The sequence below is a fragment of the Streptomyces sp. NPDC102402 genome (genome assembly GCF_044765765.1).
GTDB lineage: Bacteria > Actinomycetota > Actinomycetes > Streptomycetales > Streptomycetaceae > Streptomyces.
This window is the reverse complement of sequence record NZ_JBIWKR010000002.1, coordinates 104,582-127,663: the sequence shown is the minus strand read 5'-3', so window position 1 is coordinate 127,663 and position 23,082 is coordinate 104,582. Positions and strand designations below refer to the sequence as shown.

Here is a 23,082-nt window from a genome sequence, read left to right as displayed (position 1 = left end):
TGACGTCCACCCCGGCGTACGACCCCGGTACCGTCCAGGTCCTCCCCCGGTCGGATCTTCGGACGCCCGACGGGTGAATCACCTCGTCCGCCCGTACGGTCGGTCTCATGACCCAGCGGGCACTCGACTCCTCCGGTGAGCAGCCGGACCCCACGAAGACCTCTCCCGCGCCTCCGGACGGGCTGACCACCGCCGAGGTCGCCGAGCGCGTCGCACGGGGCGAGGTCAACGACGTACCGGTCCGCTCGTCCCGTTCGGTCGCCGAGATCGCCCGCGCGAACGTCCTGACCCGCTTCAACCTGATCATCGGCGTGCTCTGGGTGATCATGCTGTTCGTCGCACCGATCCAGGACAGCCTCTTCGGCTTCGTGATCATCGCCAACACCGGGATCGGCATCGTCCAGGAGTGGCGGGCCAAGAAGACCCTGGACGGCCTCGCGGTGATCGGCGAGGCGAAACCGACCGTGCGCCGCGACGGGGTCTCCGCCGAGGTCTCCGTCTCCGAGATCGTGCTCGGCGATCTGGTCGAGCTGGGTCCCGGGGACAAGGCCGTCGTCGACGGCACGGTCATCGAGGCCGACAGCCTGGAGATCGACGAGTCGCTCCTGACCGGCGAGGCCGACCCGGTGATCAAGCGGCCCGGCGACCCCGTGATGTCGGGCAGCTTCGTCGTCGCGGGGGGCGGGGCCTTCACCGCCACCAAGGTCGGCCGCGAGGCCTACGCCGCGCAGCTCGCCGAGGAGGCGTCCCGCTTCACCCTCGTCCAGTCGGAGCTGCGCAGCGGCATCAGCACGATCCTCAAGTACGTGACGTGGATGATGGTGCCGACGGCGATCGGGCTCATCATCAGCCAGCTGGTCGTCAAGGACAACAACTTCAAGGACTCGGTCGCCCGCACGGTCGGCGGCATCGTCCCGATGATCCCCGAGGGCCTGGTCCTGCTCACCTCGGTCGCCTTCGCGATCGGCGTCATCCGGCTCGGCCGCAAACAGTGCCTCGTCCAGGAGCTCCCCGCCATCGAGGGCCTGGCCAGGGTCGACATCGTCTGCCTGGACAAGACCGGCACCCTCACCGAGGGCGGAATGGACGTCACCGAGGTCCGCCCGCTGAACGGCTCGGACGAGGAGTACGTCCGCCGCGTCCTGGGAGCCCTGGGGGCCTCCGACCCGCGGCCCAACGCCAGCCTCCAGGCCATCATCGACGCCCACCCGGACGACGGGGGCTGGAGCGTCACCCAGGCCATGCCCTTCTCCTCGGCCCGCAAGTACAGCGGCGCCGCCTTCACCGAGGCCGACGGGGAGGCGTCCGCCTGGCTGCTCGGCGCCCCCGACGTGCTGCTGTCCGCCGACGACCCGGCCCTCGCCGAGACAGGCCACCTCAACGAGCAGGGTCTGCGGGTGCTGCTCCTCGCCAGGGTGCGGGGCGGGCTGGACTCCCCCGACGCCGCCTCCGGCGCCCTGCCCGCCGCCCTGGTCGTCCTGGAGCAGCGGCTGCGGCCCGACGCCGGGGAGACCCTGGCCTACTTCGACGACCAGAACGTCGCCGCGAAGGTCATCTCGGGCGACAATGCCGTCTCGGTGGGCGCGGTGGCGCAGAAGCTGGGGATGCCGGGTGCCGAGCACGCCGTGGACGCCCGCCGGCTGCCCGGGGACCGGGACGACATGGCGTCGGAGATCGAGCGGAACGCGGTGTTCGGCCGGGTCACCCCGCAGCAGAAGCGGGACATGGTCGCCGCCCTTCAGTCACGCGGGCACACCGTCGCGATGACCGGCGACGGGGTCAACGACGTGCTCGCGCTGAAGGACGCCGACATCGGGGTCTCGATGGGCTCGGGCTCCGAGGCGACCCGCGCGGTGGCCCAGATCGTGCTGCTGAACAACAGCTTCGCGACGCTGCCGTCGGTCGTGGCCGAGGGGCGCCGGGTCATCGGCAACATCACCCGGGTCGCCACCCTCTTCCTGACGAAGACGGTCTACTCGGTGCTGCTGGCGATCCTGGTGGTCTGCTTCCAGGTGGAGTACCCGTTCCTGCCGCGCCACCTCACGCTGCTGTCCACCCTGACGATCGGTGTCCCCGCGTTCTTCCTGGCGCTGGCTCCCAACAAGGAGCGGGCCCGGCCCCACTTCGTGCGCCGGGTGATGCGGTACGCGATCCCGTCCGGGACCATCGCGGCGGCGGCCACCTTCGCCACGTACCTGCTGGCCCGTCACCACTACGCCGGAACGGGTGCGCTGGAGGCGGAGACGAGCGCCGCGACGCTCACCCTGTTCCTGGTGTCGATGTGGGTCCTGGCGATCATCGCCCGCCCCTACACCTGGTGGCGGATCGCCCTGGTGGCCACGATGGGCCTGTGCTTCCTCGTCGTGCTCGCCGTGCCGTGGCTTCAGGACTTCTTCGCGCTGAGGCTGGTGGGGACGACGATGCCGTGGGCGGCGGTGGCGATCGCGGTGGTCGCGGCGGCCGTCCTGGAGATGGCCTGGAGGCTGGTCGGCCGCCGCTTCCGTTCCTAGCTGTTTACTTCACGTCGACGAAGTCACCCGCGGTCGTGACGGCCGGGGTGGTGGAGGTGCCGGCGAAGCTGTAACGCCAGTAGCCGTCCTCCACGGCCTTGACCGTGGTCTTCAGCGCACCGGTGCTGTTCGTGTTGATGGTCTTGACGGTGGTGTAGGTGCTGCTGGCCTTCTTGCGGAACTGCAGCTTGACGGGCTGCACGGTGTAGCCCATGTAGGTGCCGTTCTCCCAGTTGGCGCGCGACAGCTTGCCGGTGGCCGTGATGGTCGCGCCCTTCTTGACGGGCTCGGGCGCGGCGTTGACGGTCAGCTTGGAGAGGCGCTGGACGCGGGCCGTGGCCTGGTAGTCGTTCCACGCGACCGAGGTCAGGTCGCCCGCGAGCGCGCCCGCGGTGACCTTCCAGGTGCCGGCCAGCAGGTTCTTGTACAGGTCGTAGCCGGGGTACGCGGTGATCGTCATGGAGCAGGTGGCGGTGGTGGCGCTGGAGTTCTTGCAGGACGCCGCCTCCTCGTTCGGGAGCAGCACCCCGTCGAGGCCGTCTTCGACGTCCGTCCCGTGCCACAGGTCGATGTAGCCGTCGACTATGCCGGTTGGGTGCGAGGCGGTGACGGAGACGGTGAACGTCTTGGCGTTCGTGGTACCGACGACGACGTCCTTGCCGCCGTTGACGACGACCTTCGAGATGACCGGCTCCGCCACCGCGGCGCGCGCGACCGAGCGACCGGCCTTGGCAGCACCGGTGCCGAAGACGTCGGCGGCGGAGGGCTTGTCCAGGCTCGGAACAGCCTGGTCGCCCGCCTGCGCCGCCGGAACGGCGAGAGCGGACAGGGCCAGGGCGCCGGAGAGAGCGGCGACAGTGGCACGAATACGCATGTGTTCCCCAAGTGGAGAAGGGGGCCCGTGGCAAGTCCCGCGTCCGACGGGCCCCATGTGGTCTGTGAGTCTGATGACTCCACAGACCCAGACGGTTCACATGCGTGAAAGGTTGTGCCCATCCGGAAACTTTTCTGTGAAGATCACACCGTCCGATCGGCTCCCTGGCTGTGCTGACCGGGCAGGGCCTGCCACGCACGGGCCACACCTTCCACACGGCCGCCTCCGGCAGGAGCGCGACCCCGCAGAGGAGACACCGATGACCGACCCGCTCACCGGAGTCATCGCCGTCGTCGGAATCGCCGGAGCGGCGTCGGCATTCGCCGGCGACCGCGTCCTCCGCAACAGGAAGCGTGCGTTCCAGGACCGCTACGGAAGCTACGAGGGATTCCGTGGCCAGGTCGACGAGGACGAGGTCCGCGCCGTACGCGGCGCGCGGGGAGACGTCGCGGCGGTCAAGGCCGTCCGTGACCGCCACCCGCTGGCCTCGCTGTCCCACGCGAACCGGTACGTCAAGGAGTTGTGAGACCCGGCACGGGCCCGCTCAGTCGAACCAGCGGTCCCGGGCCAGCTCCTCCGTGCGCGACGGGTCCTCCAGCAGCGCGGCCACCTCGAAGCGGCGCGGCCACTGGCCGGCCGCCCAGGCGAGACCCGCGGCCACGCCCTCGACCGTGGACGCGTGGACCACACCGTCCGGCGTGCGCCGCCAGTCCAGCTCGACGCCGCCCGCGCGCAGTTCGCCGTGCTCGACGTAGGTGCCGGGGGTCCCGGCGCCGAGCAGGATCCGTACGGAGTCCGGCACCTGGTGCTCCTCGCCCTCCGTCGTCACGACGGCCTCGACGCTCTCGCCGAGCCGCCGCACCTGGAGCAGGTCCGCCAGCTCGGCCGCCCGGGCCGGGGCGACCGGCAGCAGCGGCAGACCACCGGTCAGCGGCAGGAGATCGGGGGCGTCGGCGATCACGACGTCCGCCGCGTCGGCGACCCGCACCTCGTCGTCCACGACCGCCCGCAACTCGTCCGGCAGCGTGACCTGTTCGGGGTCGAGCTCGGCGAGCGCCGTGTAGAGCGAATGCAGCTGTACGGGGCCGACGGGACGCTCCTCGTCCGCGAGCCGGCCCAGCAGCTCGGCCGCCCCGCCCGGCTCGTCCAGGAGGGCGGCCACCGAGGTCCGCACACCGAGGGCGCGCAGCACCTCCGCGTCGTCGAAGCCCGTCGCGTCCGCGGAGTCGTACAGTCCGGCCAGCCGCGGGTCTCCGCCCGCCGCACGCAGTCCGGCCGGGCGCCGGCCGTCCAGCACCGGGTGATCGCGCAGCCACCACGCGGTGTAGGGGCGGACCGACCGCGTCGTGCCGTCCGGGAGCAGCACCCGCACCGGCTGGGTCAAGGCGTCGCGCAGCGGCGGGCGGGCGAGCATCGCGAGCGCCTGCGGCCAGGCGTCGTCGTCGACGAGGTCCAGGTCGCGTACGGCGACGAGCTCGGTGGCCACCGGCGGCACCGGGGTGTCCGGGAGCTGGTCCAGCACGTCCTCGCACCAGACGTCGACCGCATCGAGCAGGCCGGCGTCGTCGGGTTCGGCGAAGTCGCCTTCCCGGGGCTCCAGTTCGTCCGGATCCAGGACGACGTCCGCGGCCCGCACGAGGGCGAAGGTGGCCAGCACCCCGCAGGCGGTCAGGGGCTGTTCGCCCCAGTGTCCGGCCAGCTCCGCGTCGCACAGCGCGAGTTCACCCTCGCGCATGACCTGGGCGAACGGGCTGCCCGGCAGGACGAGCTCACCGGCGGGCGCCGTCTCACCGTCCTCGTCGGGCAGGGCGAGCGCGCCCAGCCAGGGCTCGTCGCCGGGCGAGAGGTCCGCGTCCCGCACGAGCGTGAGGACGGTGTCGGCGAGCTCGTCGCCGTCCAGGGCCTCCTCGTCCCAGATCTCCCCCGCGTCCAGCGAGCCGGCGACGGCCGCCCGGACCTGGGGGGTGGTCAGGACGGCCCGGGGGGTGGCGGGCAGCGCGCCGAGCTTCTCCAGCAGGGGGTGCGCGGCGTCCGGGTGGGCCACCTTCAGCCCGAGGCGGGCCAGCCGGTCGAGCACGGGCGAGGTCAGCGCGTCCGGCAGCGGCAGCAGGACCTGGCGGGGGCCGATGGCCGTGCGGGGCACGTCCCCGGAGCCCGCGAGGGGCACGGGCAGGCCGGAGAGCCGGTCCGGGTCGACGCCGGCCAGGCTGTCGTACAGCCTCCGCCACCATTCCGGGTCACGCTCAAGGCCGGCCAGCCGGTCGACGGCCTCGGTCAGGGGGACCCGGGCGACACCGAGGGTGCGCAGCTCGGCGCGGCGCTCGAGCCCGGCGGGCAGCAGGCAGGGGAGAACCTCGGCGAGGACCCGTACGGTCTCGGCGCCCACGCCCTCGACCACCTCGGCCTCGACCGGCCGCAGCGCCGCCGTCTCCCGGCGCGGGGTCCCCGCGCCGTCCCAGTCGTCCCACTGGCCCGTCTGCTCGGCCTGGTCGCGGGGGACCGCGGGCTCCAGGAACGCGACCCGGGGCAGGCGCTCCAGGATCGCGGCCCGCAGGGCACCGTCGAGCCGCCCCTTGCCGAGCACCCCCGGCACCAGGGCGATCGTCGCCACGGACACCGGCTCCCACCCGGCGAGCAGCTCCGCGTAGGCGTCGGCCGCGCGCTGCACCAGGAAGTCGGTCAGCGGGCCCGGCGCGGGGTGCCTGCGGGTGGTGTCCAGTGGCAGCGAGGCGATGAGCAGTGCGGGGACGCCGAGTGGCTCGTCGGTCGGGGTCGGCGCGTGCACGACGGGCGCCGTGCGGGGGTGCTGGGGAGCCCCGTCCTCGTCCACCGGTACGGCCCACGTCACGGACCAGTGGGGCCGGAGCCGCTCCTCGACGGGCCGGTCGGCCAGCAGCGCCGGCTCCAGGGGGCCATGGCCCGCGACCGTGCGCCAGCGGTGGAGGCCGCGCGCGGAGTCGTCGATGTGGGTGTACGGACCCTGCTGGGAACGGCTCAACGTCCGTACGCCATCGGGGGTTTCGATCACGAGCTCGTCAAGGCCGGGCAGCGTGAGGAGCAGCGCGTCGTCGACGCCGTCGAGCAGCCTGCCCACGAGGTCCTCGGCGACACCGTCACGCAGCGGCAGGACGACGACGGTGTCGTAGCCGTCGGGCGCGGTCCCCTCGGCGGGCAGCGGGAGCCGGAGCAGCGGCACGTGTCCGTCGCGGCGGCGCAGCTCGTCGCCGAGCCCCGGGCTGCCGACGGACGCCTGGCGCGCGAGGTCGCGGGCCTCCGCGAGGGACCAGCGGACGCCGCCGTGGCGCCCGATCACGGCGGGCTCGTCACTGACGGCCAGCACCGCGGCGAAGCCGACGCCGAAGCGGCCGACGGCCGACTCGTGGCCTTCGCGCTTCGCGGAGGCACGCAGGGTGCTCAGCGACTCGACGCCGGTCGCGTCGAGAGGGGCGCCCGTGTTGGCGGCCGCCAGGACCGCGGGGCCGTCACCGCCCTTGCCGTCCGCGGCGTGCAGGGTGAGGCGGAGGCGTCCGGGCACACCGGCGCGAGCGGCGGCGTCGGCGGCGTTCTGGGCGAGCTCGACGACCAGGCGGTCGCGGTAGCCGCCCAGGGCGAGGTCCTCCTCGGCGTTGGCGTCCTCACGGAAACGCGCGGGGCCCGCGCCCCAGGCGTCGAGCACGCCGCGCCGCAGTCGCGCCGTCCCGAACGGATCGGCCCCCTCGGTCGCATTCATGCCCACGCTCGTACTCCGCTCTTCCGGTGACCCGTGACGCCCAGTGTGCGCCCGAAGGTACCGCGACGGGGAACGCCGCCCGTGCCCCGGCCGCACCCCCGCCTGGGGCGCGGTCCGCAATCCACCGGAAGGGACGGAATCAGCCGCCGGAGCCGCCGGAGCCCCGGAAGGGCGAGCCGGAGCACGCCCGGGGTCGCTCAGCACGCCCGGGGTCGCTCAGCACGCCCGGGGCCGCTCAGCAAGCCCGGGGCCGCTCAGGCACCCCGGCGGCGGTGAGGAGCGTCAGGAGTGGCCCAGGTCCTCCGTCGAGCCGTCCGGCTGGGACGGGACCGAGCCGGAGTCGTCCGAAGGGCGCAGCTGGTAGTCGTCCACCCGCATCGTGTCCAGCGCGTGCGGCGCCGGCTTGGGCGGCTTCGGCATGACCGCAGCCTCGGAGTGCCCCCCGCAGCCGTACGACAGCGAGACCACCCGGCCGTCCGCCGGGGCGAACTCATTCGCGCAGACACCGAAGGCCTGCTTCAGGGAGCCCGCCATCGGTACCAGGAAGGCGCAGCTGACGCAGGACGCCGGCGCCGCCTGCGCCATGGGTGTCCGCGCGCCGAACTCCTCGTCCCACCGGTCCGCCGCCAGCCCCAGCCCGTAGCGGGACAGCACCCGGGCACGCCGCGTGCCGAGCTCGTCCGCGACCGAGGCGATCGAGCCGCGGCTCGTCGTGGGGAGCGCGGTGAGCTCCGCGTCCTCGACGTCGGCGAGGGCGGCCAGCTCCTGCGACACCTCGGAGACGGCGGAGTTCGGCAGGGGCTCGTCCTCGCCCGTCCAGCCGGGCTCCAGGCGCGGGTCCTCCGCCTCGGTGGGCAGGAGGTCCCCGGGCCCCATGTCGCCGGGCCGCAGGCGTTCGCTCCAGGGCACCCACTCGGGCGCCAGGAGCGCGTCGGAGCCGGGCAGCAGCACCGTTTCGTCAAGGGTGACGTTCTTGGCGCGGGAGGCCCTGGCGACCGTCACAGCCCAGCGCCAGCCCCGGTAGCCGGGCTCCTTGGACTCGAAGTAGTGGGTGACGACCCGGTCCCCCTCGGAGACCAGAGCCACATGCTCACCCACCACTCCGGGCGCGGCGGCCTCCTCGGCCGCCGCGCGTGCGAGGTCTACCGCCTCGGCGCACAGACGGTCGGGGGCGGGGGTACGGGCCGTACGGCTTCGCGTCGTCGCAGCACTCACAGGTCTCGCTTCTCTCCATACGCCGTCTCACGAGCGCGCCAGCAGCTCCATCGATGTCCGATTTCGGCCATGACAGTTGTGAGCGGAGCGGACCTGGGGGCCGCGTCGACGTCCACACCCGTTGTGCCTGCCTCGGGCGCGCCTTCTGCCACCCATTCTGCGGGATCGCGGAGAGGCGCGCGGCCAAGAACAACCGCCGGTGGCGCGTGAGTGCACGCTACCCTCTCCGCCGCCCCACGCCCACCTGCCCGTCCCAAAGTGGACCGGAACCCTTCCGGAACAGTGGCGCGGCCCCTCTCCGGGCGGAGACGGAACGGCCCGCGGTCCACCCGCGCCGATGGCGCATCCCGGCCGGTTCCCGGCCCGGCCGACTCACCCGACGGAGCGCCCCGCGCCACGCCCCGGCCCGATCATGGGTTCGTGACGGCGGGGGGTGGGGCACTATGACCACGTGGCTGCCGCCAGGTCGTCCGACGGATCCGGTCCGCTCCGCAGGGCGGTCCGGGCGATGGGCCGTGCCCTGCGAGCGCCGTTCACCGGCACCGCGCGGGGGATCCGCAAGGCGACGCACGCCCACGGGGCCGGCGAGTCCGGTCTCGGCAAGCTGATCGAACTGCACGCGGTCAACGGCGCCGGTGACGTCATGATCACCGTCGCGCTCGCCTCCACCGTGTTCTTCTCCGTGCCGACCGACGAGGCACGCGGGCGCGTCGCCCTCTACCTCGCCGTCACGATGGCACCCTTCACCCTGCTCGCCCCGGTGGTCGGTCCGCTCCTGGACCGTCTGCCGCACGGGCGCCGCGCCGCGATGGCCGGCGCGATGTTCGCCCGGGCGGTGCTCGCGATCACGATGTCGGGTGCGGTCGCCACGGGCGGTCTGGAGCTCTATCCGGCGGCGCTCGGCGTCCTGGTCTGCTCGAAGGCGTACGGGGTGGTGCGCAGCGCCGTCGTCCCCCGGCTGCTCCCACCCCGGTTCTCCCTGGTGAAGGCGAATTCGCGGGTCACCCTGGCCGGCCTGCTGGCCACGGGTATCGCGGCGCCCATCGGGGCGGGGCTGCAGGCCATCGGATCCCCCTGGCCGCTCTACGGCGCCTGTGCGATCTTCCTCGGCGGCACCGTGCTCGCCTTCACGCTGCCCCACAAGGTCGACTCCGCGAAGGGCGAGCGCAGGGCCCGCCTCGCCGTCCCGCACGAGGATCCGCCCCGGGCCCCCCTCCCCCGCTCCTCCAAGGGCGGCCGGAGCGGCAGCACCCGCATCGGCAGGAGGAAGGGGCGGGAGAGACCGCCGGGGCTGCGGTCCGTCGGTCCGTCCGTCCTGCACGGCCTCCAGGCGAACGCCGCGCACCGGGCGCTCTCCGGCTTCCTCATCTTCTTCCTGGCGTTCCTGCTGCGCGAGCACCCCCTCGCCGGGCAGAGCGCCGCGGTCTCCCTCGGCATCGTCGGCGTCGCGGCGGGCGCGGGCAACGCCTGCGGCACCGCGGTGGGCTCATGGCTGAGGGCGCGCGGCCCCGAGGTGATCGTCGCCGCGGTACTGGGGCTGGCCCTGGGCGTCGCCGTCCTCGCCGCGGTCTTCTTCAGCACGGTCATGGTCGCCGCGCTGGCCGCGGTCGCCGGATTCACCCAGGCCCTGTCGAAGCTGTCGCTGGACGCGATGATCCAGCGCGACGTGCCGGAGGAGGTGCGTACCTCGGCCTTCGCCCGGTCGGAGACGCTGCTCCAGATGTCCTGGGTCGTCGGAGGGGCGATCGGCATCGCGCTCCCCCTCAACGGAGTACTGGGCATGTCCGTCGCCGCCGGGCTCCTCGCCCTCGGCGCGGCCGCCTCCGTACGGGGCCTCCTGGGCGCGGCGCGGCGCGGCTCACCGCACCCCCGCGTGGCGTGAGCGGCACCGACCGATAACCTTCGGCGCATGACCGTTGCGTTCTTCTCCGGTAAGGGCCGTCGAATCGGCGTCGCTCTTGGTGCCGTGTCCGCGGGACTCCTTGTCCTGTCCGCCTGCGACAAGCCGACGCCGCTCGCCACCGTGACGGTCGGCGACAACTCGGTGAGCACCGAGGCCTCCTGCTACAACGACGGCGACGCCCTCAAGGAGTCCGAGATCCAGGGCTGCCTGAACAAGAAGGCGGAGAAGTCCGTCGAGGTCGCGATGGACGACAAGGTCCACTTCGGAGTGGACCCCGAGGTGGCGGACCACGGCTGGACCCTGTTCATCAACGGCCAGCAGGCCGAGCAGGAGCCGTACAAGAAGACCTACCGGACCATCCCCGGCAGCGCCTTCTTCGCCAGCCAGACCGGCGAGACCACGGCGTCCAAGACGCAGGTCAGCATCGTCGAGACCAAGGGTCAGAAGCTCACGGGCGTCTGGCACTTCCAGCTCAAGAAGACCTCCTGACCCCTCCGGACCCGAGGACCACCGCTGTGCGGGTGCTTGTCGTGACCGCCGTCCCGGCCGAGAGGGACGCGGTCACGCGTGCGTTCGGGGGTGCGCCGCAGGTGCGCGAGGCGCCGGGCGCCGAGCTGCACCGGGCCGGTCCGTTCGACGTCCTCGCGGGCGGCGTGGGTCCGGCCGCGGCGGCGGCCGCCACCGCCTTCGCCCTCGCCTCCGCCCCGGAGCCGTACGCCCTGGTCGTCTCGGCCGGCATCGGCGGCGGCTTCGCGCCCGCCGCACCGGTCGGCTCCCTCGTGGTGGCCACCGGTATCGTCGCGGCGGACCTGGGCGCCGAGACCCCGGACGGCTTCGTGCCCGTCACCGGTCTCGGCTTCGGCAGGGACACCTTCCTGCCTCCCGCATCCCTCGTACGGGACGTCGTCGCGGCCACCGGCGCCGTGCCGGGGCCCGTCCTCACCGTCTCCACCGTGACCGGCAGCGCGGCCCGCACCGCCACGCTGCTGGCCGCACATCCCGGAGCCGTCGCCGAGGCCATGGAGGGCTTCGGCGTCGCGGAGGCCGCCGACCGGCTCGGCGTGCCGGCGCTGGAGCTCCGGGCCGTCTCGAACGCCGTGGGGCCGCGCGACCGCGGGGCCTGGCGCATCGGCGACGCCCTGGCGGCGCTCACCGAGGCGTTCGGGAAGACCGCACCCGTAGTGGAAGGTTGGACCCCCTCATGACCGACTCGGCCGACACCGTGACCGACACCGCGAACGACACCGCGAGCGGCACCGCCGGGGCACCGCTCCCCGCGCTGCGGATCGCCTTCTCGCCGTGCCCGAACGACACGTTCGTCTTCGACGCCTGGGCGCACGGAAGGGTCCCCGGCGCGCCCGCCCTCGACGTCACCTTCGCCGACATCGACCTCACCAACGGCATGGCCGAGCGCGGCGAGTTCGACGTGCTGAAGGTCTCGTACGCCGTCCTGCCGTGGGTCCTCGACGAGTACGCCCTGCTGCCGTGCGGCGGCGCCCTGGGGCGTGGCTGCGGGCCGCTCGTCCTCACGAAGGAGCCGGGCACGGACCTGACGGGGAAGACGGTCGCCGTGCCGAGCGAGCGGTCCACCGCCTATCTGCTGTTCCGGCTGTGGGCGGCCGAGGTCGTGCCGGGCGGTGTGGGCGAGATCGTCGTCATGCCGTTCGACGAGATCATGCCCGCCGTGCGCGACGGCCGGGTCGACGCCGGACTCGTGATCCACGAGGCCCGCTTCACCTATCAGAACTACGGGCTGCACAGCCTCGCCGACATGGGACAGCACTGGGAGTCGACCACCGGCCTGCCCATCCCCCTGGGCGCGATCATCGCCAAGCGCTCGCTGGGCCAGGAGACGCTGGAGCGGCTCGCGGAGTCGGTCCGTACGTCGGTGCGGATGGCCTGGGACGACCCGGAGCGCTCGCGCCCGTACGTCCTGGAACACGCCCAGGAGATGGACCCGGCCGTGGCCGACCAGCACATCGGTCTCTACGTGAACGAGTTCACCGCCGACCTCGGCGAGAGCGGCTACGCGGCGATCCGCGGCCTGCTGACCCGGGCCGCCGCCGAGGGCCTCGTGCCGGCGCTGGCCCCGGACGCGCTGTCCGTCACCGGCCGCTGACCCCGCGCCTCCTGCGGTTCCTCCAGCTCCACGGGCAGCTCACGGGCGCAGTCCCTGAGCAGTTCGTGGAAGGAGAATCGGTCGGGGGCGTCCTGCCGGATCAGGTTGTCGTCGAGCAGCACGTCCACGAGCTGCTCCACGTCGTCCGGTCCCAGTCCCGTGACGGCACCGGCCCGGCCGAGGTCGAAGCTCGCGGCGGGGTGCAGGCTCAGCAACCGGCTGAACCGCCGCTGGGCGGGGGTCAGCTGCCGGTACGACAGGCGCAGCAGATGCGTCAGGTCCCGGTCGGAGGTGCGCAGGCAGCGCTGCCGGCCGGACGGACGTGCCAGACGCTCGGCGAGGTCCGCGGCCCGCATCGCGGGCCGGTCCCTCAGGCGGGTCGCGGCGATCCGGACCGCCAGGGGCAGACGGCCGCAGAGCCCGACGGCCCGGGCGACCTCGCCGGGCTCCGCCGCCGCCCGCCCGGCCCCGGCGATCCTGCCGAAGAGTGCGACGGCGTCCTCGTGCGTCATCACGTCCAGCGGCAGCGGTACCGCCCCGTCGAGTGCGGTGAGTCTGCGCCGGCCGGTGACCAGTACCGTCACTCCGTCCGTGCCGGGCAGCAGCGGTCTGATCTGCCCGGTGTCCAGGGCGTCGTCCAGGATCAGCAGACAGCGCCGCCCCGCCAGCCGCGAACGCCACAGGGCGCTGCGGGCCGCCGCTCCGTCCGGGAGCGCGTCCGCGGCGACCCCGTCGGCCTGGAGGAGGACGCCGAGGGCCTCCTCGGGCGGCACGGGTCCTCGCAGCGGGCTGAACCCGTGCAGTTCCACGGCGTACTGTCCGTCGGGGTGGTCCGCGGCGAGCAGGTGCCCGGCGTGCACCACGAGGGACGTCTTGCCCACCCCCGCGGTGCCGTCGACGGCGACGACCCGGGGTGAACCGCCGCCACCCCGCCCCACGGCGTCCAGCAGACGGCGCACGTCGTCGGTGCGGCCGGTGAAGTCGGCCAGGTCGTGCGGCAGGAAGTTCCGGCCCGGGGCCCGGGACGGCGGTCCGGGCGGGGGTGCGGGGCTCGTGGCCTCGGGGCCGCCGCGCCGCCCGGTGGTCCCGGGCGGACCGGGAGGCGCGGGCCGCACGGTCTCCCTGCCGTGGAAGGCCGGGGAGTCCGCGAGGATCTCGGCGTGCAGGGCCCTCAGCCGGTGGCCGGGTTCGAGTCCGAGCTCGTCCACGAGGTAGCGCCTGCCCTCGTCGTAGACGGCGAGGGCGTCGGCCTGGCGGCCGCTGCGGCACAACGCGGTCATCAGGCTCCCCCGGAGGGCGTCGCGCAGCGGGTACTTCGCGATGAGGGCGTGCAGTTCGCCGACCAGTGCGTTGCACTCACCCGCCCTCAGGCGCAGGACCATGAGGTCCTCGATCGCGGTCAGCCGCTGCTCGTCGAGCTTCACGGCGGCGCCGAGGACGGCGGAGCACTTGATTCCGGCGAAGGCGTCGCCGCGCCAGAGATCGACCGCCGACTGCAGGAGCCGGACCGCTTCCGTGAGCCGGTTCTCCCGCTCCGCCTCCTTGGCCGCGCGGACCCTGCCGGTGAAGAGGTGTGCGTCGAGGGCGTCGTCGGGGACGGTGAGGCGGTATCCGATGTCCGCGGTCACCAGACTGCTCCCGCCGCCCACGGGCAGGATCCGCCGGAGGTCGTGGACCGCGTTGTGGACCTGCGTACGGGCCGACGACGGGGGTGACTCCCACAGCTCGTCCACGAGGACGTCCACCGGGACCACCCGGCCCACGCTCAGCAGGAGCAGCGCGAGCAGTTTCTGCTGCCGCATCCCGCGCACCGGCACGAGCTCGCCGGCCCGGCGCATCTCGAGGGAGCCCAGGACCAGGAACTGCGTCATGTCCGTCACCGCCGCTCATCGGTTCGGTCCGGCGCCCGGCCGGAAGGGTCCGGGCTCTGTCGTGGCGGCCGCCGCCGGCGGCAGGCGGTCAGTCCCAGCCGGTGGTGTCCTCGCCCATGTCCGCGGAGGTGAGGTCCCCCGCGACGACGGACGAGGGGGCGGCGGACGAGGTGTGGTGCGCCGAGAGGACCGTGACGCCGCAGAAGAGCAGACCGATCAGGGCGACGGCCTGTCTGGTCCGGCGGACGGCGCGGCGGGTGGACTGCGGCATGGGATCACTCCTGCGTGAAGGGGAAGTGGAGGTCTGCGGCGGGTCCTTTGCGGGGCGCCCGGTCCGACACCACAGAGTCTTGCCGTGCCGGGAGTGATCGCCTAGCCTTCCCCGGCTTCCGCATCCGTCCATCGCATATACCGTCCAGGGCTCTGCTCGGGCCGGGCCATCTCGTCGAAGACGGCCGGGACGAGGGCGCTGGAGCAGCTGGTGACGCGGGCACGGGTGAGAGCCGGCTCGGCCTCCAGCGTGCGCCGGGTGATCGCGTACGCGATCAGCTCGGAGCCGACGACACTCGCGCCGCCGACCCAGAACCCGATGGTCAACTCACCGTCTTCTCCCGGGTGGAGGCTGATGTGCTCCACGGCCTCGTCGGCCGTCGCGTGCCGGAGCAGCATCTGCCGCAGCCCCCCGAACTGCGTCGGCCCGTCGGGGAGCTGGAGGCGGACGTGCACCAGGTTCATGGATTCATACCTCGGTCCGGTCACGGGGAACACCGACGGCCTCCAGGAGGGGCGCTCCGGGGCCATGTGCCGCCCCGTGCGGCGGTGTTCGCGCTTTGGGGAACGTTTACGAATGCGCAAAGTCGGGACGGTCCCGATCATGCTTAGATTGAGGCCGAATGTCTTTGCGTGGGGGGAGAGGCAGTCGGTGCTGGAGATTCTCGGGCTGGACGAGGTCTGCGAGGCCGTCTACAGAGCTGTCCTGGCGTATCCGCAGGTCGAGCTCGCGGAGCTGGGGGACCGGCTGCGCATACCGGGCGTGAAAGTGCGTCAGGCTCTCGACAAGCTCAGCGCGTTGGCGCTGATCCGGCCGATCGCCGGCCAGCCCTCCCAGTTCCGTGCGGTCGATCCCGAGCTGGGCGTCCAGACCATCCTCGCCCAGCAGGAGGAACGTCTCGCCGCCGAACAACGGCGCATCGAGCAGATCCGGCTGGCCGCCGCGCAACTGGCCGCGGACTTCACGGCCACCCGGCTCGACAAGCGGATCGAGGGCGTCGAACGCCTGGACGGCATCGAGGAGATCCGCGACCGCATCGCTCTTCTCGTGCGCCACGTCTCGGCCGAGATCATGACGTTCGCCCCCGGTGGCGCGCAGAGCGAGGCGAGCATGGAGGCGGCCAAACCCCAGGACGAGGAGCTGCTCGAACGCGGGGTGCGGATGCGGACCCTGTACTTGGACAGCGTCCGCCACAATCCGGCCACCCTGTCCTATGCGAAGTGGCTGACGGCACTGGGCGGCGAGGTGCGGACCACCCCCTCGCTGCCGGTCCGCATGATGCTCCTCGACCAGACCACCGCGATCGTCCCGGTGGACGGCGGGGACAGTGCCGCGGGCGCGCTGGTGCTCAGCGGCTGCGGCACGGTCACCGCGCTGACCGCCCTCTTCGAGAGCACCTGGGAGCAGGGTGCCCTGCTGGGTCAGGTCCCCAGCCGTGAACGGGACGAGCGTGATCTCACTCCTCAGGAGGCGGAGGCGCTGCGGCTGCTGGGCCAGGGGCTCACGGACGAGGCGGTGGCCAAGAGGCTCGGGGTGTCCCCCAGGACCGCGCGCCGCATCGCGGCGGACCTGCTGGAGAAGCTCGGTGCGCGCAGCCGTTTCCAGGCCGGCGCCAAGGCCGTCTCCAGGGGCTGGCTGACCGGCGCGGAGTGAGTGCCCGGCCGGCCCCGGGCGGGCCGGCCGGGGCCGCCGCATCCCCCGCGGCGCACCGGCCGGTCCGCGCCTCGCGCCCGTCACGGCCTCACGCCTCCCGCGCGCGTCGCCGCTGCTCCGCACGGTCTGCGGCGAACAGCGCGAGCGCGGGCAGGAGCGTGAGCGCGTAGACGCCGATGAGCCAGCCGAAGGAGTGGGCGAACGCGCCCGGCACCAGCCCGTGCCGGTCCTCGGCGGCCTGTTGCAGCACCACGGTCACGACGGCGACGGCGACCGTGCCGCCGATCCGCTGGACGAGGTTCAGCTGCGCCGAGGCGTCCCCGATGGACTCGGGGCGGATCGACTGGAACGCCCTGGTCATGGCGGGCACGATGGTCAGGCCGGTGCCGAGCCCGCGCACGGCGAGGGTCGCGCAGATCAGGACGTAGGAGGTGTCGCCTCCGACGCCGGCCAGCGGGAGCGTCGCCAGCATGGTCAGCGCGATGCCGATGACGACGGTGCCACCGCCGCCCACCTTCTTCATCAGGACGCGGCACAGCCAGGCCGCGGTCACCACGCCCACTCCCGCGGTGGACATCAGCAGGCCGGTGGTGACAGCGGACTCGCCGCGTGCGCTCTCGAAGTAGAGGGGGATCAGCATCATCGGCGAGTAGAGGATGAACCCCAGGCAGAGGACGTTGATCACGGCCATGGTGTAGACGCGGTTGCGGAACAGCCGCAGGTCGAGCAGGGGGAACGGGGTGCGCAGTTCACGGACCACGAACACGGCACCGCTGGCCACGGCGATCAGCAGCGGGAGCAGCAGGTCCGGGCGAGCCGCGACCCCGTGGTCGGTGAACTCCTTGATCGCGAGCACGGTGCTGACGGTGCAGGCCGCGGAGGAGAGCAGCCCCACCACGTCCAGCGGCTTCGGTGAGCGCTCGCCGGGGGCGTCCGGGCGCACCCAGCGCACGGTGACGTAGAGGAGGGCGGCGCAGAGCGGGATGTTGATCGCGTACACCGCGGGCCAGCCCCAGGCCCCGACCAGGAGCCCGCCCACTGTCGGACCGAGCAGCGGGCTGATCAGCATCACGCTGCCGTTCAGCGCCTGGACGCGGCCCAGCTGCTCGCGGGGCACGCCACGGGTGAGGAGGATCGTCGACACCGGGGTCAGCACACCGGCCGCCGCGCCGGACACACCGCGCGCGGCCACGAGTTCGGGCAGGGTCTGGCTGAGCGCACAGGCGGCCGAGCCCAGGGCGAACAGGACGGTGGCGCCCATGAAGACGCGCTTGACGCCGAATCTGCCGGCCAGCCAGCCGGTGGCCGGCATGCAGGCGGCGAGGGCGATCAGATACCCCGTCACCACCCACTGGACCTGGTCGAGCGAACCGAACCGGGCGGTGGTGTCGTGCAGCGAGACGTTGACGATGGTGGTGTCGAGCAGGGCGAGGAATCCGCCCGTCACCGCGGCGGCGATCGTCCCGAAGGCGGGCCCCCGGCCACCGGACGCCGGCGCCCCGGCGGGGGCGGACGGCTCGGCCACCGCCTTCGCGGTCCCCTGCTCGGAGGGCTCCGGGTCCACGGGTGGACCCGTCACGTCCTCGTGGGTCTGGTTGGTCATCGACATGATGGATGCGTCCTTAGAGGTCACTGGGAGGTCAGCTGGCTTGCGGGTCCGGCCGGTCCGCCGTGAGGAGTGCGTCCTCGACGTCGTCGAGGAGCGCCTGGGCCGCGGCTCGCGCGCCGGGGCGTTCACGGCACGCCAGGGTCAGTTCGGTCTCGTCGCCGATCCGGAAGGCGCTGATGAACATCTCGGCGTACGGGACGAGCATGGGAAGGGTGAAGAAGCCTGTGGGGGTGAACCACGGGGTGCGGTGGTCGTCGGTCTCGACACGGCCGTGGTCGGAGATGATCGCCGTGCAGGGGAAGCGGGTGCCGTCCAGGTCCTGTGCCTCGCGGAGGCTGTTGGCGAAGGGGTTGCTGCGCAGGAAGTCCCTTTCGAGGACCGCCACATCGCGTTTGCGCAGCAGGGCGCCGACGATCTGGCCGTGCAGGCGCTTCCAGTGGTCGTCCTGCCTGAGGTCGAGCACCACCTGGGACGTGAGGTTGGCGGAGGACCGGACACCGGGGTCGTGGCGACGCAGGTCGACGGGGACCACCAGCCGCCCGGAGCCGGTGGGCAGGCGCCGGGACACGGCTGCCGCGACCCGGGCGGTGACCGCCGAGGGGCAGGCGGCCACGCGGCGCCGGATCCACAGCGGGGTCCCGTGGGCCGGCCCCTCGCCGAGTACCGCCGGGAGCCCTTCGAGCCGCACGGGCGGCGGCGCCGAGGCCACCTTTCCGGCCGCCGTGCGGAAGTGCGTGTCGTCGGCGGTGGAGGCCGCGCCCACCGGTTCCTCCCCGCGCAGCGCGCGGAACACGTCGGCGATCCACTGCCGCAGGCCCCTGCCGTCCGTGACGATGTGGCTGGCGCGCACGGTGAGCCGGGTCACCGGCCCGTTCGTGAGACCGAGCTCGCACACCGGCCCGGTGACCACGTCGATGTCCCGGAGGTGGAAGGGCGAGCCGAATCCCGACGACGGGATCTCGACGACCGGCGGAAGGGGGCCGTCGGCCCTCCAGGCCGCCCCGCGCCTGCGTACGGTGAGGCCGGGCCCGGCGAGGCAGGCGACCCGTACGGCGTCCCTGAGGGCGTCCGGGTCGATGTGCCCCTCGCCCTCCACGACCATCTGGATCAGCTGCGGCGTGCCGGTGGCGGCCGCGTTCAGATAGCCGCGCTCGATCTGTGAGATCCGGCGGGTGTAGGGCCGCACGGACTCGGCCGTCGGCGTCGTGGTCATGCTGGCTCCAGGGTGGGGGCGTCGGTGCGGGTGGCGGCGGTGCCGGGGGCCGGCTGCCACCACCACCGCACGGGGACGGCCCCGTCGGCGGCGAGGGCGAGGTGGGCGGCCCGGCCGACCGCGGTGGACCGGACCCGGTAGGCGCCGGTGCCGGTCGGGCGCCATCCCGGCCGCCAGACGGGCAGCCGGACGCCCTGGAAGGTCTCCTTCGTCAGGTGGGAGGCCTTGATGAGCGCCTCGCACTCGGCGAAGTCCCGGATGCGGGCCGGCCCGGGCATGCCCAGCAGGTCTCCGAGCCACCGCATGGCGCCGGGGCGGTCCCGCTCGTCCTGGAGGTCCACGCCCACCTCGGTCCCGGCGCCGAAGGCCACGGCGCTGTACTCGGCGCAGTGGGCCACCGAGACGGTGAGGCCGTGAGCCGGCAGACGCCAGCGGCGGTGCCCGTCACGGGCGAGGTCCCGGCCGGTGACCCGCAGCCCGTACAGGCTGTGGGCGGCGTCGATGATCAGCGAGCGGCCTGATGCGCTCAGGCGGTTCCCCATACGGTCCCGGGGCAGCCCCGGATGGTGGGTGAGGAGGCAGTCGACGCCCGCCCCCTCACCGGGGCGCACGGCCGCGCCGTACGCCCCGGTGCCGGCAGCCGGGACCGCGGAGGAGCGGAGCGCGGCGGGCGGCAGCAGGGTCAGCAGGCCGCTCATCGGGACCCCGTGTCGAAGACGGCGGCGGCGTACGAGCCGCCGTGGGCGAAGCTGGAGAGCAGCAGCCTGCCCGCGGGCGCTGCCCCGTTGAGCGCGGTCACCAGCCCGAGTGCACCGGCGCTGCCGTAGGTCTCTCCGAGCAGGGCCTTGGGCGCGACGACCGGGTGGTCCGCAAGGCCGGCCAGCTCCAGTGCACGGCTCTCCGCCCGGTCGACGAGTGCGTGACCGGAAGCCGCCGACACCACCGTGTCGATGCCGTCGGGCCCCGTCCCGGCGTCGGCCATGGCGGTGCGCAGGGCGCGTGCCCAGGCTCCGCCGTCCCGGCCGAGGCGTCCGATGCCCACCGACTCGCCGGAGGCACCGTAGCCCTCGGCCCTGGCCAGGACACCGGCGCCGCGGGCGGCGGCGGCCTCCTCGCTCTCCAGCAGGATGGCGGCGGCACCCTCGCTGAGCACCATTCCGGTGCGGCCTCCCGGCACCACGTGCGGGGACCGGGCGTAGCCGGGCAGGTTGGCCTGGGTGGCCAGGGCCTGCTCGGGGAACTCGTCGGCGACGACGACCATGATCCGGTCGGCGGCGCCCCGGGCGATGACCCGTGCCGCGAGGTGCAGGGCGAGAACCGAACTGGTGCCGCCGTTGGCGATGGTGGCGGTGTAGCCCCGGTAGCGGTGCAGCATCGCCACATGGCCGGCGGCGGCGTTCACCACGGTGTTGGCGAACAGCGAGGGGTTGGCCCCGGTGATGCCCTGCCGCAGCACGCCCTCGTGGAAGCGGAGGACGGAGGTGACAGGCCCGTAGCCGGTGGCGAACACGATCCCGGTGGACTCGGCCTCGGCCCGCGAGGGCTTGCCGTGCCGGGCGTACAGGTCGCCGACCGCGGCGGCGGCCAGCAGGCTCAGGGGGTCCATGCGGCGGGCCCGGCTCGGGTTGAGCTTTCCGGTGGCCGCTTTGACGTCCACCCGGCCGACGGGAACCTCGCCGACGCCCTCCACGTGTTCCATGCCTTCGAAGCACGGGCGTCCGGCCGCCAGGGCCTCGGCGAGCGGCCCGGTGCCGGGCGCCGCACCCGCGAGGCCGGCCGCACCGGTCACCACGACCTGGTGCCGGGCCTCGGCGCGTCGGGGCGAGGAGTGCTTGCGTCCCGGCCGGTTGAGCACCACGGACGCGTTGTTCCCGCCGAAGGCGAAGGAGTTCGACAGGACCACCTCGGGCTCCGCCCTGCGGCCGGTCCCGGGGACGATGTCCAGACCGAACGGGGACTCCACGCCCCGGGTGTTGACCGTCGGGGGCAGTACTCCGCGGTCGATGGCCAGCGTGCTGACGACCGCCTCGACCGCCCCTGCGGCGCCCAGTGTGTGGCCGAGCATCGACTTGGTGGAACTGGCGGGCGGCACCGACGGGCCGAACAGCAGCTTCAGCGCCTTGGGTTCGGACGCGTCGTTGGCGGGCGTGCCCGTCCCGTGCAGGTTGAGGTAGTCGACGTCCTCGGGGCCGAGACCCGCCGTCTCCAGGGCCTGGGCCATGGCGGCGGCGGCGCCCTTGCCGCTGGGGTCCGGTGCGGTCTGGTGGTAGCCGTCGCAGGACAGTCCGTATCCGCCGAGCTCGGCCAGGACACGGGCGGAGCGCCCGGCGGCGCGTTCGACCGATTCCAGGACCATGAACCCGGCACCCTCGCCGAGGGTCAGCCCGGTCGAGGCCGACAGCGGTGAGCAGGGTTCGGGGTCCAGGGCGCCCAAGGCGCTGAACCCGTACGCGGAGAGCGAGGCCAGGGGGTCGACGCCACCGCAGATGACGTGGTCGACGTCGCCCTTCCACAGCATCTCGGCCGCGTAGCCGAGGGCCACCGCGCTTGCGGCGCAGGCGTTGGAGAGCACCACGCGCGGTCCGCGCAGGTCGAACTCGGCCGCGATGTAGTCACCCACACAGGGGAGCTGGGCGACGGCGGCCTGCTCGGCGTCGAGCCGGCCCTCGTGCACCAGTGCCCGGTGGACGTTCTCCAGCGTCGGCATGGCACCGAGGCTGGAGCCGACCACGACCGCCACGCGGTCCCGGTCGACACGGTCCAGATCGAGGCCGCTGGTGCGCAGGGCCTCGCGGATCGCGGTGGCGGCGAGGCTGTAGCAGCGGTCCAGGCCGGGCTCCTGGGGGCTGGTGACCATGCCCGCCCAGTCGGTGAGCAGCTCCTCGGTGCCGAACAGCGTGTTGGTCCGGATTCCGGAGACACCGGCGGTGACGGACGACCAGCTCTTCTCGACGTCGTCCCCGGCCCCGGTGATCAGCCCCAGGCCGGTGAGGGCAATGCGCGGGGCGGTCATCAGGAGATCCGCGTGGTGAGGGAGCGGGCGATGACCCGGGGCAGTGTGACGGTCCGCAGCGGGCGCTCGGCGTCCTGGTCGTCCGGGGCGGACAGTTCGAGGCCGGGCGCCCAGAACGGGGCGTCCAGGAGGGCGAGGACGAGCTCCTCCTCGGGGTTGGCGGAGGGTGCCTGCGCGAGGACGGTTCCGACGGCCTGGCCGGCCGCGGAGACCTTCACCCCCGCGGCGAAGCGGCTGAGGGCCGGGGCCGCCAGGACGGTGAGCCGGGCGGACCCGGTCGTCGGCCTGACGAGGTTCTCGGAGCCCCGGAACTCGCCGATCCGGCTCCAGTCGACCATCCAGGCCAGGTCCGCCTCGTCCACGGCCAGACCGGCGAAGCCGGTGGCGTAGCCGCCGAGTCCCGCCTCGGCCTGGACACGGGCCAGGCCCTCCGGCCCGACCTCGGAGCCGCCCAGCTCGCCGACGGCCGCGAGCACCGCGGCGAACGCCGCCTCCGGCTCGTCGGACAGCAGCAGGTAGCCGTACTCGCCGGTGGTCCCGACGCGGGCGAGCTGGGCCTGGGCGGCCGGGGCCTCGGCGACGGCGGCCTCGGTGACCCCGTGCAGGGTCAGGCCGGAGATGTCGAAGTCGACGAAGCGTGCCGCCGCGGACCAGGCGTTCGGCCCCTCGAAGGCGACCGCGCCCCAGCCCTCGGGGGCCGTTTCGACGGTGACGCCCTCGGGGATGTCGAGCGCGGCCAGATAGCCCCGCAGCCCGTCCTCGGTGACCGGCGTGCGCGGCAGGAGCCACGCCTCCTCACCGATCTCGAAGTGCAGCAGGACGGCGAACGGGGAGCCGTCGGCGTTGAGTGCCAGCGCCTCACGGACGGTGTCCGGGTCGACGAACTCACCGGACTTGGCGAGGAACTGGTCCAGCAGCTCGATGCGCTCGTCGCCCGTGATCCGCACCAGCGGCGCGGTGATCCGGTAGGCGCCGGCGGTGGTCCGCAGGGTGGCGTAGTCGTCGAGGCTGGTACGGAGGCCGGCGACGGTCGTGGTGGTCATGGTGAGTGGGTTCCTTTCACAGGTACGTATGTGCGGAGGGAGTACAGGAAGCGATGTG

Annotated in this window: 18 protein-coding genes; 7 read left to right on the top strand and 11 right to left on the bottom strand. The window is 73.4% G+C overall.

Annotated features, from left to right (window positions below):
- Positions 1-107: 107 nt before the first annotated feature.
- Entirely contained in the window at positions 108-2,510 is a 2,403-nt protein-coding gene (locus ACIRJR_RS05340) for an HAD-IC family P-type ATPase (RefSeq protein WP_403774153.1), read from the top strand.
- Positions 2,511-2,514: 4 nt separating this feature from the next.
- On the opposite strand, the gene ACIRJR_RS05335 is transcribed toward ACIRJR_RS05340, so the two are convergent.
- On the bottom strand, positions 2,515-3,384 hold the full coding sequence (locus ACIRJR_RS05335) for a calcium-binding protein (RefSeq protein ID WP_403774150.1): 870 nt from the start codon (positions 3,382-3,384) through the stop codon (positions 2,515-2,517).
- A gap of 259 nt (positions 3,385-3,643) precedes the next feature.
- On the opposite strand from ACIRJR_RS05335, the gene ACIRJR_RS05330 reads away from it, so the two are divergent.
- Entirely contained in the window at positions 3,644-3,910 is a 267-nt protein-coding gene (locus tag ACIRJR_RS05330; RefSeq protein ID WP_403774147.1) for a hypothetical protein, read from the top strand.
- A gap of 18 nt (positions 3,911-3,928) precedes the next feature.
- Here ACIRJR_RS05330 and ACIRJR_RS05325 read toward each other — a convergent pair whose 3' ends face one another.
- Together ACIRJR_RS05325 and ACIRJR_RS05320 are read right to left on the bottom strand one after the other, a co-directional pair.
- Complete coding sequence (locus tag ACIRJR_RS05325; RefSeq protein ID WP_403774144.1) at positions 3,929-7,114, bottom strand: sacsin N-terminal ATP-binding-like domain-containing protein; 3,186 nt, start codon at positions 7,112-7,114, stop codon at positions 3,929-3,931.
- Positions 7,115-7,396: 282 nt separating this feature from the next.
- Complete coding sequence (locus ACIRJR_RS05320) at positions 7,397-8,329, bottom strand: DUF3027 domain-containing protein (protein WP_403774141.1); 933 nt, start codon at positions 8,327-8,329, stop codon at positions 7,397-7,399.
- A 451-nt stretch (positions 8,330-8,780) separates the two neighbouring features.
- Here ACIRJR_RS05320 and ACIRJR_RS05315 point away from each other — a divergent pair, with 451 nt between their 5' ends.
- The 4 genes from ACIRJR_RS05315 to ACIRJR_RS05300 are packed head-to-tail and all read left to right on the top strand — an operon-like array spanning position 8,781 to position 12,351.
- Complete coding sequence (locus tag ACIRJR_RS05315; RefSeq protein WP_403774138.1) at positions 8,781-10,211, top strand: MFS transporter; 1,431 nt, start codon at positions 8,781-8,783, stop codon at positions 10,209-10,211.
- Between the two features lie 27 nt (positions 10,212-10,238).
- Entirely contained in the window at positions 10,239-10,721 is a 483-nt protein-coding gene (locus ACIRJR_RS05310; RefSeq protein ID WP_403774135.1) for a DUF2771 domain-containing protein, read from the top strand.
- A gap of 26 nt (positions 10,722-10,747) precedes the next feature.
- The gene (locus ACIRJR_RS05305; RefSeq protein ID WP_403774132.1) at positions 10,748-11,437 is read left to right on the top strand and encodes a futalosine hydrolase; all 690 of its coding nucleotides are present in this window, start codon (positions 10,748-10,750) and stop codon (positions 11,435-11,437) included.
- Complete coding sequence (locus ACIRJR_RS05300; RefSeq protein ID WP_403774129.1) at positions 11,434-12,351, top strand: 1,4-dihydroxy-6-naphthoate synthase; 918 nt, start codon at positions 11,434-11,436, stop codon at positions 12,349-12,351. The genes ACIRJR_RS05305 and ACIRJR_RS05300 overlap by 4 nt, the downstream gene beginning before the upstream one ends.
- Here ACIRJR_RS05300 and ACIRJR_RS05295 read toward each other — a convergent pair.
- The 3 genes from ACIRJR_RS05295 to ACIRJR_RS05285 all read right to left on the bottom strand — a co-directional run bounded on the left by ACIRJR_RS05295 (position 12,258) and on the right by ACIRJR_RS05285 (position 14,957).
- A complete protein-coding gene (locus ACIRJR_RS05295) occupies positions 12,258-14,222 on the bottom strand; it encodes a BTAD domain-containing putative transcriptional regulator (protein WP_403776356.1) in 1,965 nt (654 codons plus the stop codon). The two genes, ACIRJR_RS05300 and ACIRJR_RS05295, sit on opposite strands and share 94 nt — an antisense overlap.
- A gap of 88 nt (positions 14,223-14,310) precedes the next feature.
- Positions 14,311-14,493, bottom strand: coding sequence for a hypothetical protein (locus ACIRJR_RS05290; RefSeq protein ID WP_403774126.1), 183 nt, complete (start codon positions 14,491-14,493; stop codon positions 14,311-14,313).
- Between the two features lie 101 nt (positions 14,494-14,594).
- A complete protein-coding gene (locus ACIRJR_RS05285) occupies positions 14,595-14,957 on the bottom strand; it encodes a hypothetical protein (RefSeq protein ID WP_403774123.1) in 363 nt (120 codons plus the stop codon).
- A gap of 187 nt (positions 14,958-15,144) precedes the next feature.
- On the opposite strand from ACIRJR_RS05285, the gene ACIRJR_RS05280 reads away from it, so the two are divergent.
- On the top strand, positions 15,145-16,146 hold the full coding sequence (locus ACIRJR_RS05280) for a LuxR C-terminal-related transcriptional regulator (protein WP_403774120.1): 1,002 nt from the start codon (positions 15,145-15,147) through the stop codon (positions 16,144-16,146).
- A gap of 88 nt (positions 16,147-16,234) precedes the next feature.
- Here ACIRJR_RS05280 and ACIRJR_RS05275 read toward each other — a convergent pair whose 3' ends face one another.
- Genes ACIRJR_RS05275 through ACIRJR_RS05255 form a run of 5 tightly spaced genes read right to left on the bottom strand, consistent with a single transcriptional unit; the run spans position 16,235 to position 23,024 of the window.
- Positions 16,235-17,755 (bottom strand): DHA2 family efflux MFS transporter permease subunit, encoded by a 1,521-nt coding sequence (locus tag ACIRJR_RS05275; RefSeq protein ID WP_403774117.1) that lies wholly within the window; start codon positions 17,753-17,755, stop codon positions 16,235-16,237.
- A 31-nt stretch (positions 17,756-17,786) separates the two neighbouring features.
- On the bottom strand, positions 17,787-18,968 hold the full coding sequence (locus tag ACIRJR_RS05270; RefSeq protein WP_403774114.1) for a hypothetical protein: 1,182 nt from the start codon (positions 18,966-18,968) through the stop codon (positions 17,787-17,789).
- Positions 18,965-19,666: a hypothetical protein gene (locus ACIRJR_RS05265; protein ID WP_403774111.1), complete on the bottom strand. Its 702-nt coding sequence runs from the start codon at positions 19,664-19,666 to the stop codon at positions 18,965-18,967. The genes ACIRJR_RS05270 and ACIRJR_RS05265 overlap by 4 nt, the downstream gene beginning before the upstream one ends.
- Positions 19,663-21,981 carry a beta-ketoacyl synthase N-terminal-like domain-containing protein gene (locus tag ACIRJR_RS05260; protein WP_403774108.1) on the bottom strand — a complete coding sequence of 773 codons (2,319 nt, stop codon included), beginning with the start codon at positions 21,979-21,981 and terminating at the stop codon, positions 19,663-19,665. Before ACIRJR_RS05260 ends, ACIRJR_RS05265 begins: the two co-directional genes overlap by 4 nt.
- The gene (locus ACIRJR_RS05255) at positions 21,981-23,024 is read right to left on the bottom strand and encodes an aminomethyl transferase family protein (protein WP_403774105.1); all 1,044 of its coding nucleotides are present in this window, start codon (positions 23,022-23,024) and stop codon (positions 21,981-21,983) included. The genes ACIRJR_RS05260 and ACIRJR_RS05255 overlap by 1 nt, the downstream gene beginning before the upstream one ends.
- Positions 23,025-23,082: the final 58 nt, after the last annotated feature.

Bases quoted from the DNA above. Each gene is read 5' to 3' on its own strand.
- ACIRJR_RS05335 (WP_403774150.1), bottom strand. From the start codon at position 3,384: ATGCGTATTCGTGCCACTGTCGCCGCTCTCTCCGGCGCCCTGGCCCTG.
- ACIRJR_RS05270 (WP_403774114.1), bottom strand. From the start codon at position 18,968: ATGACCACGACGCCGACGGCCGAGTCCGTGCGGCCCTACACCCGCCGG.
- ACIRJR_RS05265 (WP_403774111.1), bottom strand. From the start codon at position 19,666: ATGAGCGGCCTGCTGACCCTGCTGCCGCCCGCCGCGCTCCGCTCCTCC.
- ACIRJR_RS05325 (WP_403774144.1), bottom strand. From the start codon at position 7,114: ATGAATGCGACCGAGGGGGCCGATCCGTTCGGGACGGCGCGACTGCGG.
- ACIRJR_RS05260 (WP_403774108.1), bottom strand. From the start codon at position 21,981: ATGACCGCCCCGCGCATTGCCCTCACCGGCCTGGGGCTGATCACCGGG.
- ACIRJR_RS05255 (WP_403774105.1), bottom strand. From the start codon at position 23,024: ATGACCACCACGACCGTCGCCGGCCTCCGTACCAGCCTCGACGACTAC.
- ACIRJR_RS05290 (WP_403774126.1), bottom strand. From the start codon at position 14,493: ATGCCGCAGTCCACCCGCCGCGCCGTCCGCCGGACCAGACAGGCCGTC.
- ACIRJR_RS05340 (WP_403774153.1), top strand. From the start codon at position 108: ATGACCCAGCGGGCACTCGACTCCTCCGGTGAGCAGCCGGACCCCACG.
- ACIRJR_RS05275 (WP_403774117.1), bottom strand. From the start codon at position 17,755: ATGTCGATGACCAACCAGACCCACGAGGACGTGACGGGTCCACCCGTG.
- ACIRJR_RS05310 (WP_403774135.1), top strand. From the start codon at position 10,239: ATGACCGTTGCGTTCTTCTCCGGTAAGGGCCGTCGAATCGGCGTCGCT.
- ACIRJR_RS05330 (WP_403774147.1), top strand. From the start codon at position 3,644: ATGACCGACCCGCTCACCGGAGTCATCGCCGTCGTCGGAATCGCCGGA.
- ACIRJR_RS05295 (WP_403776356.1), bottom strand. From the start codon at position 14,222: ATGACGCAGTTCCTGGTCCTGGGCTCCCTCGAGATGCGCCGGGCCGGC.
- ACIRJR_RS05285 (WP_403774123.1), bottom strand. From the start codon at position 14,957: ATGAACCTGGTGCACGTCCGCCTCCAGCTCCCCGACGGGCCGACGCAG.
- ACIRJR_RS05300 (WP_403774129.1), top strand. From the start codon at position 11,434: ATGACCGACTCGGCCGACACCGTGACCGACACCGCGAACGACACCGCG.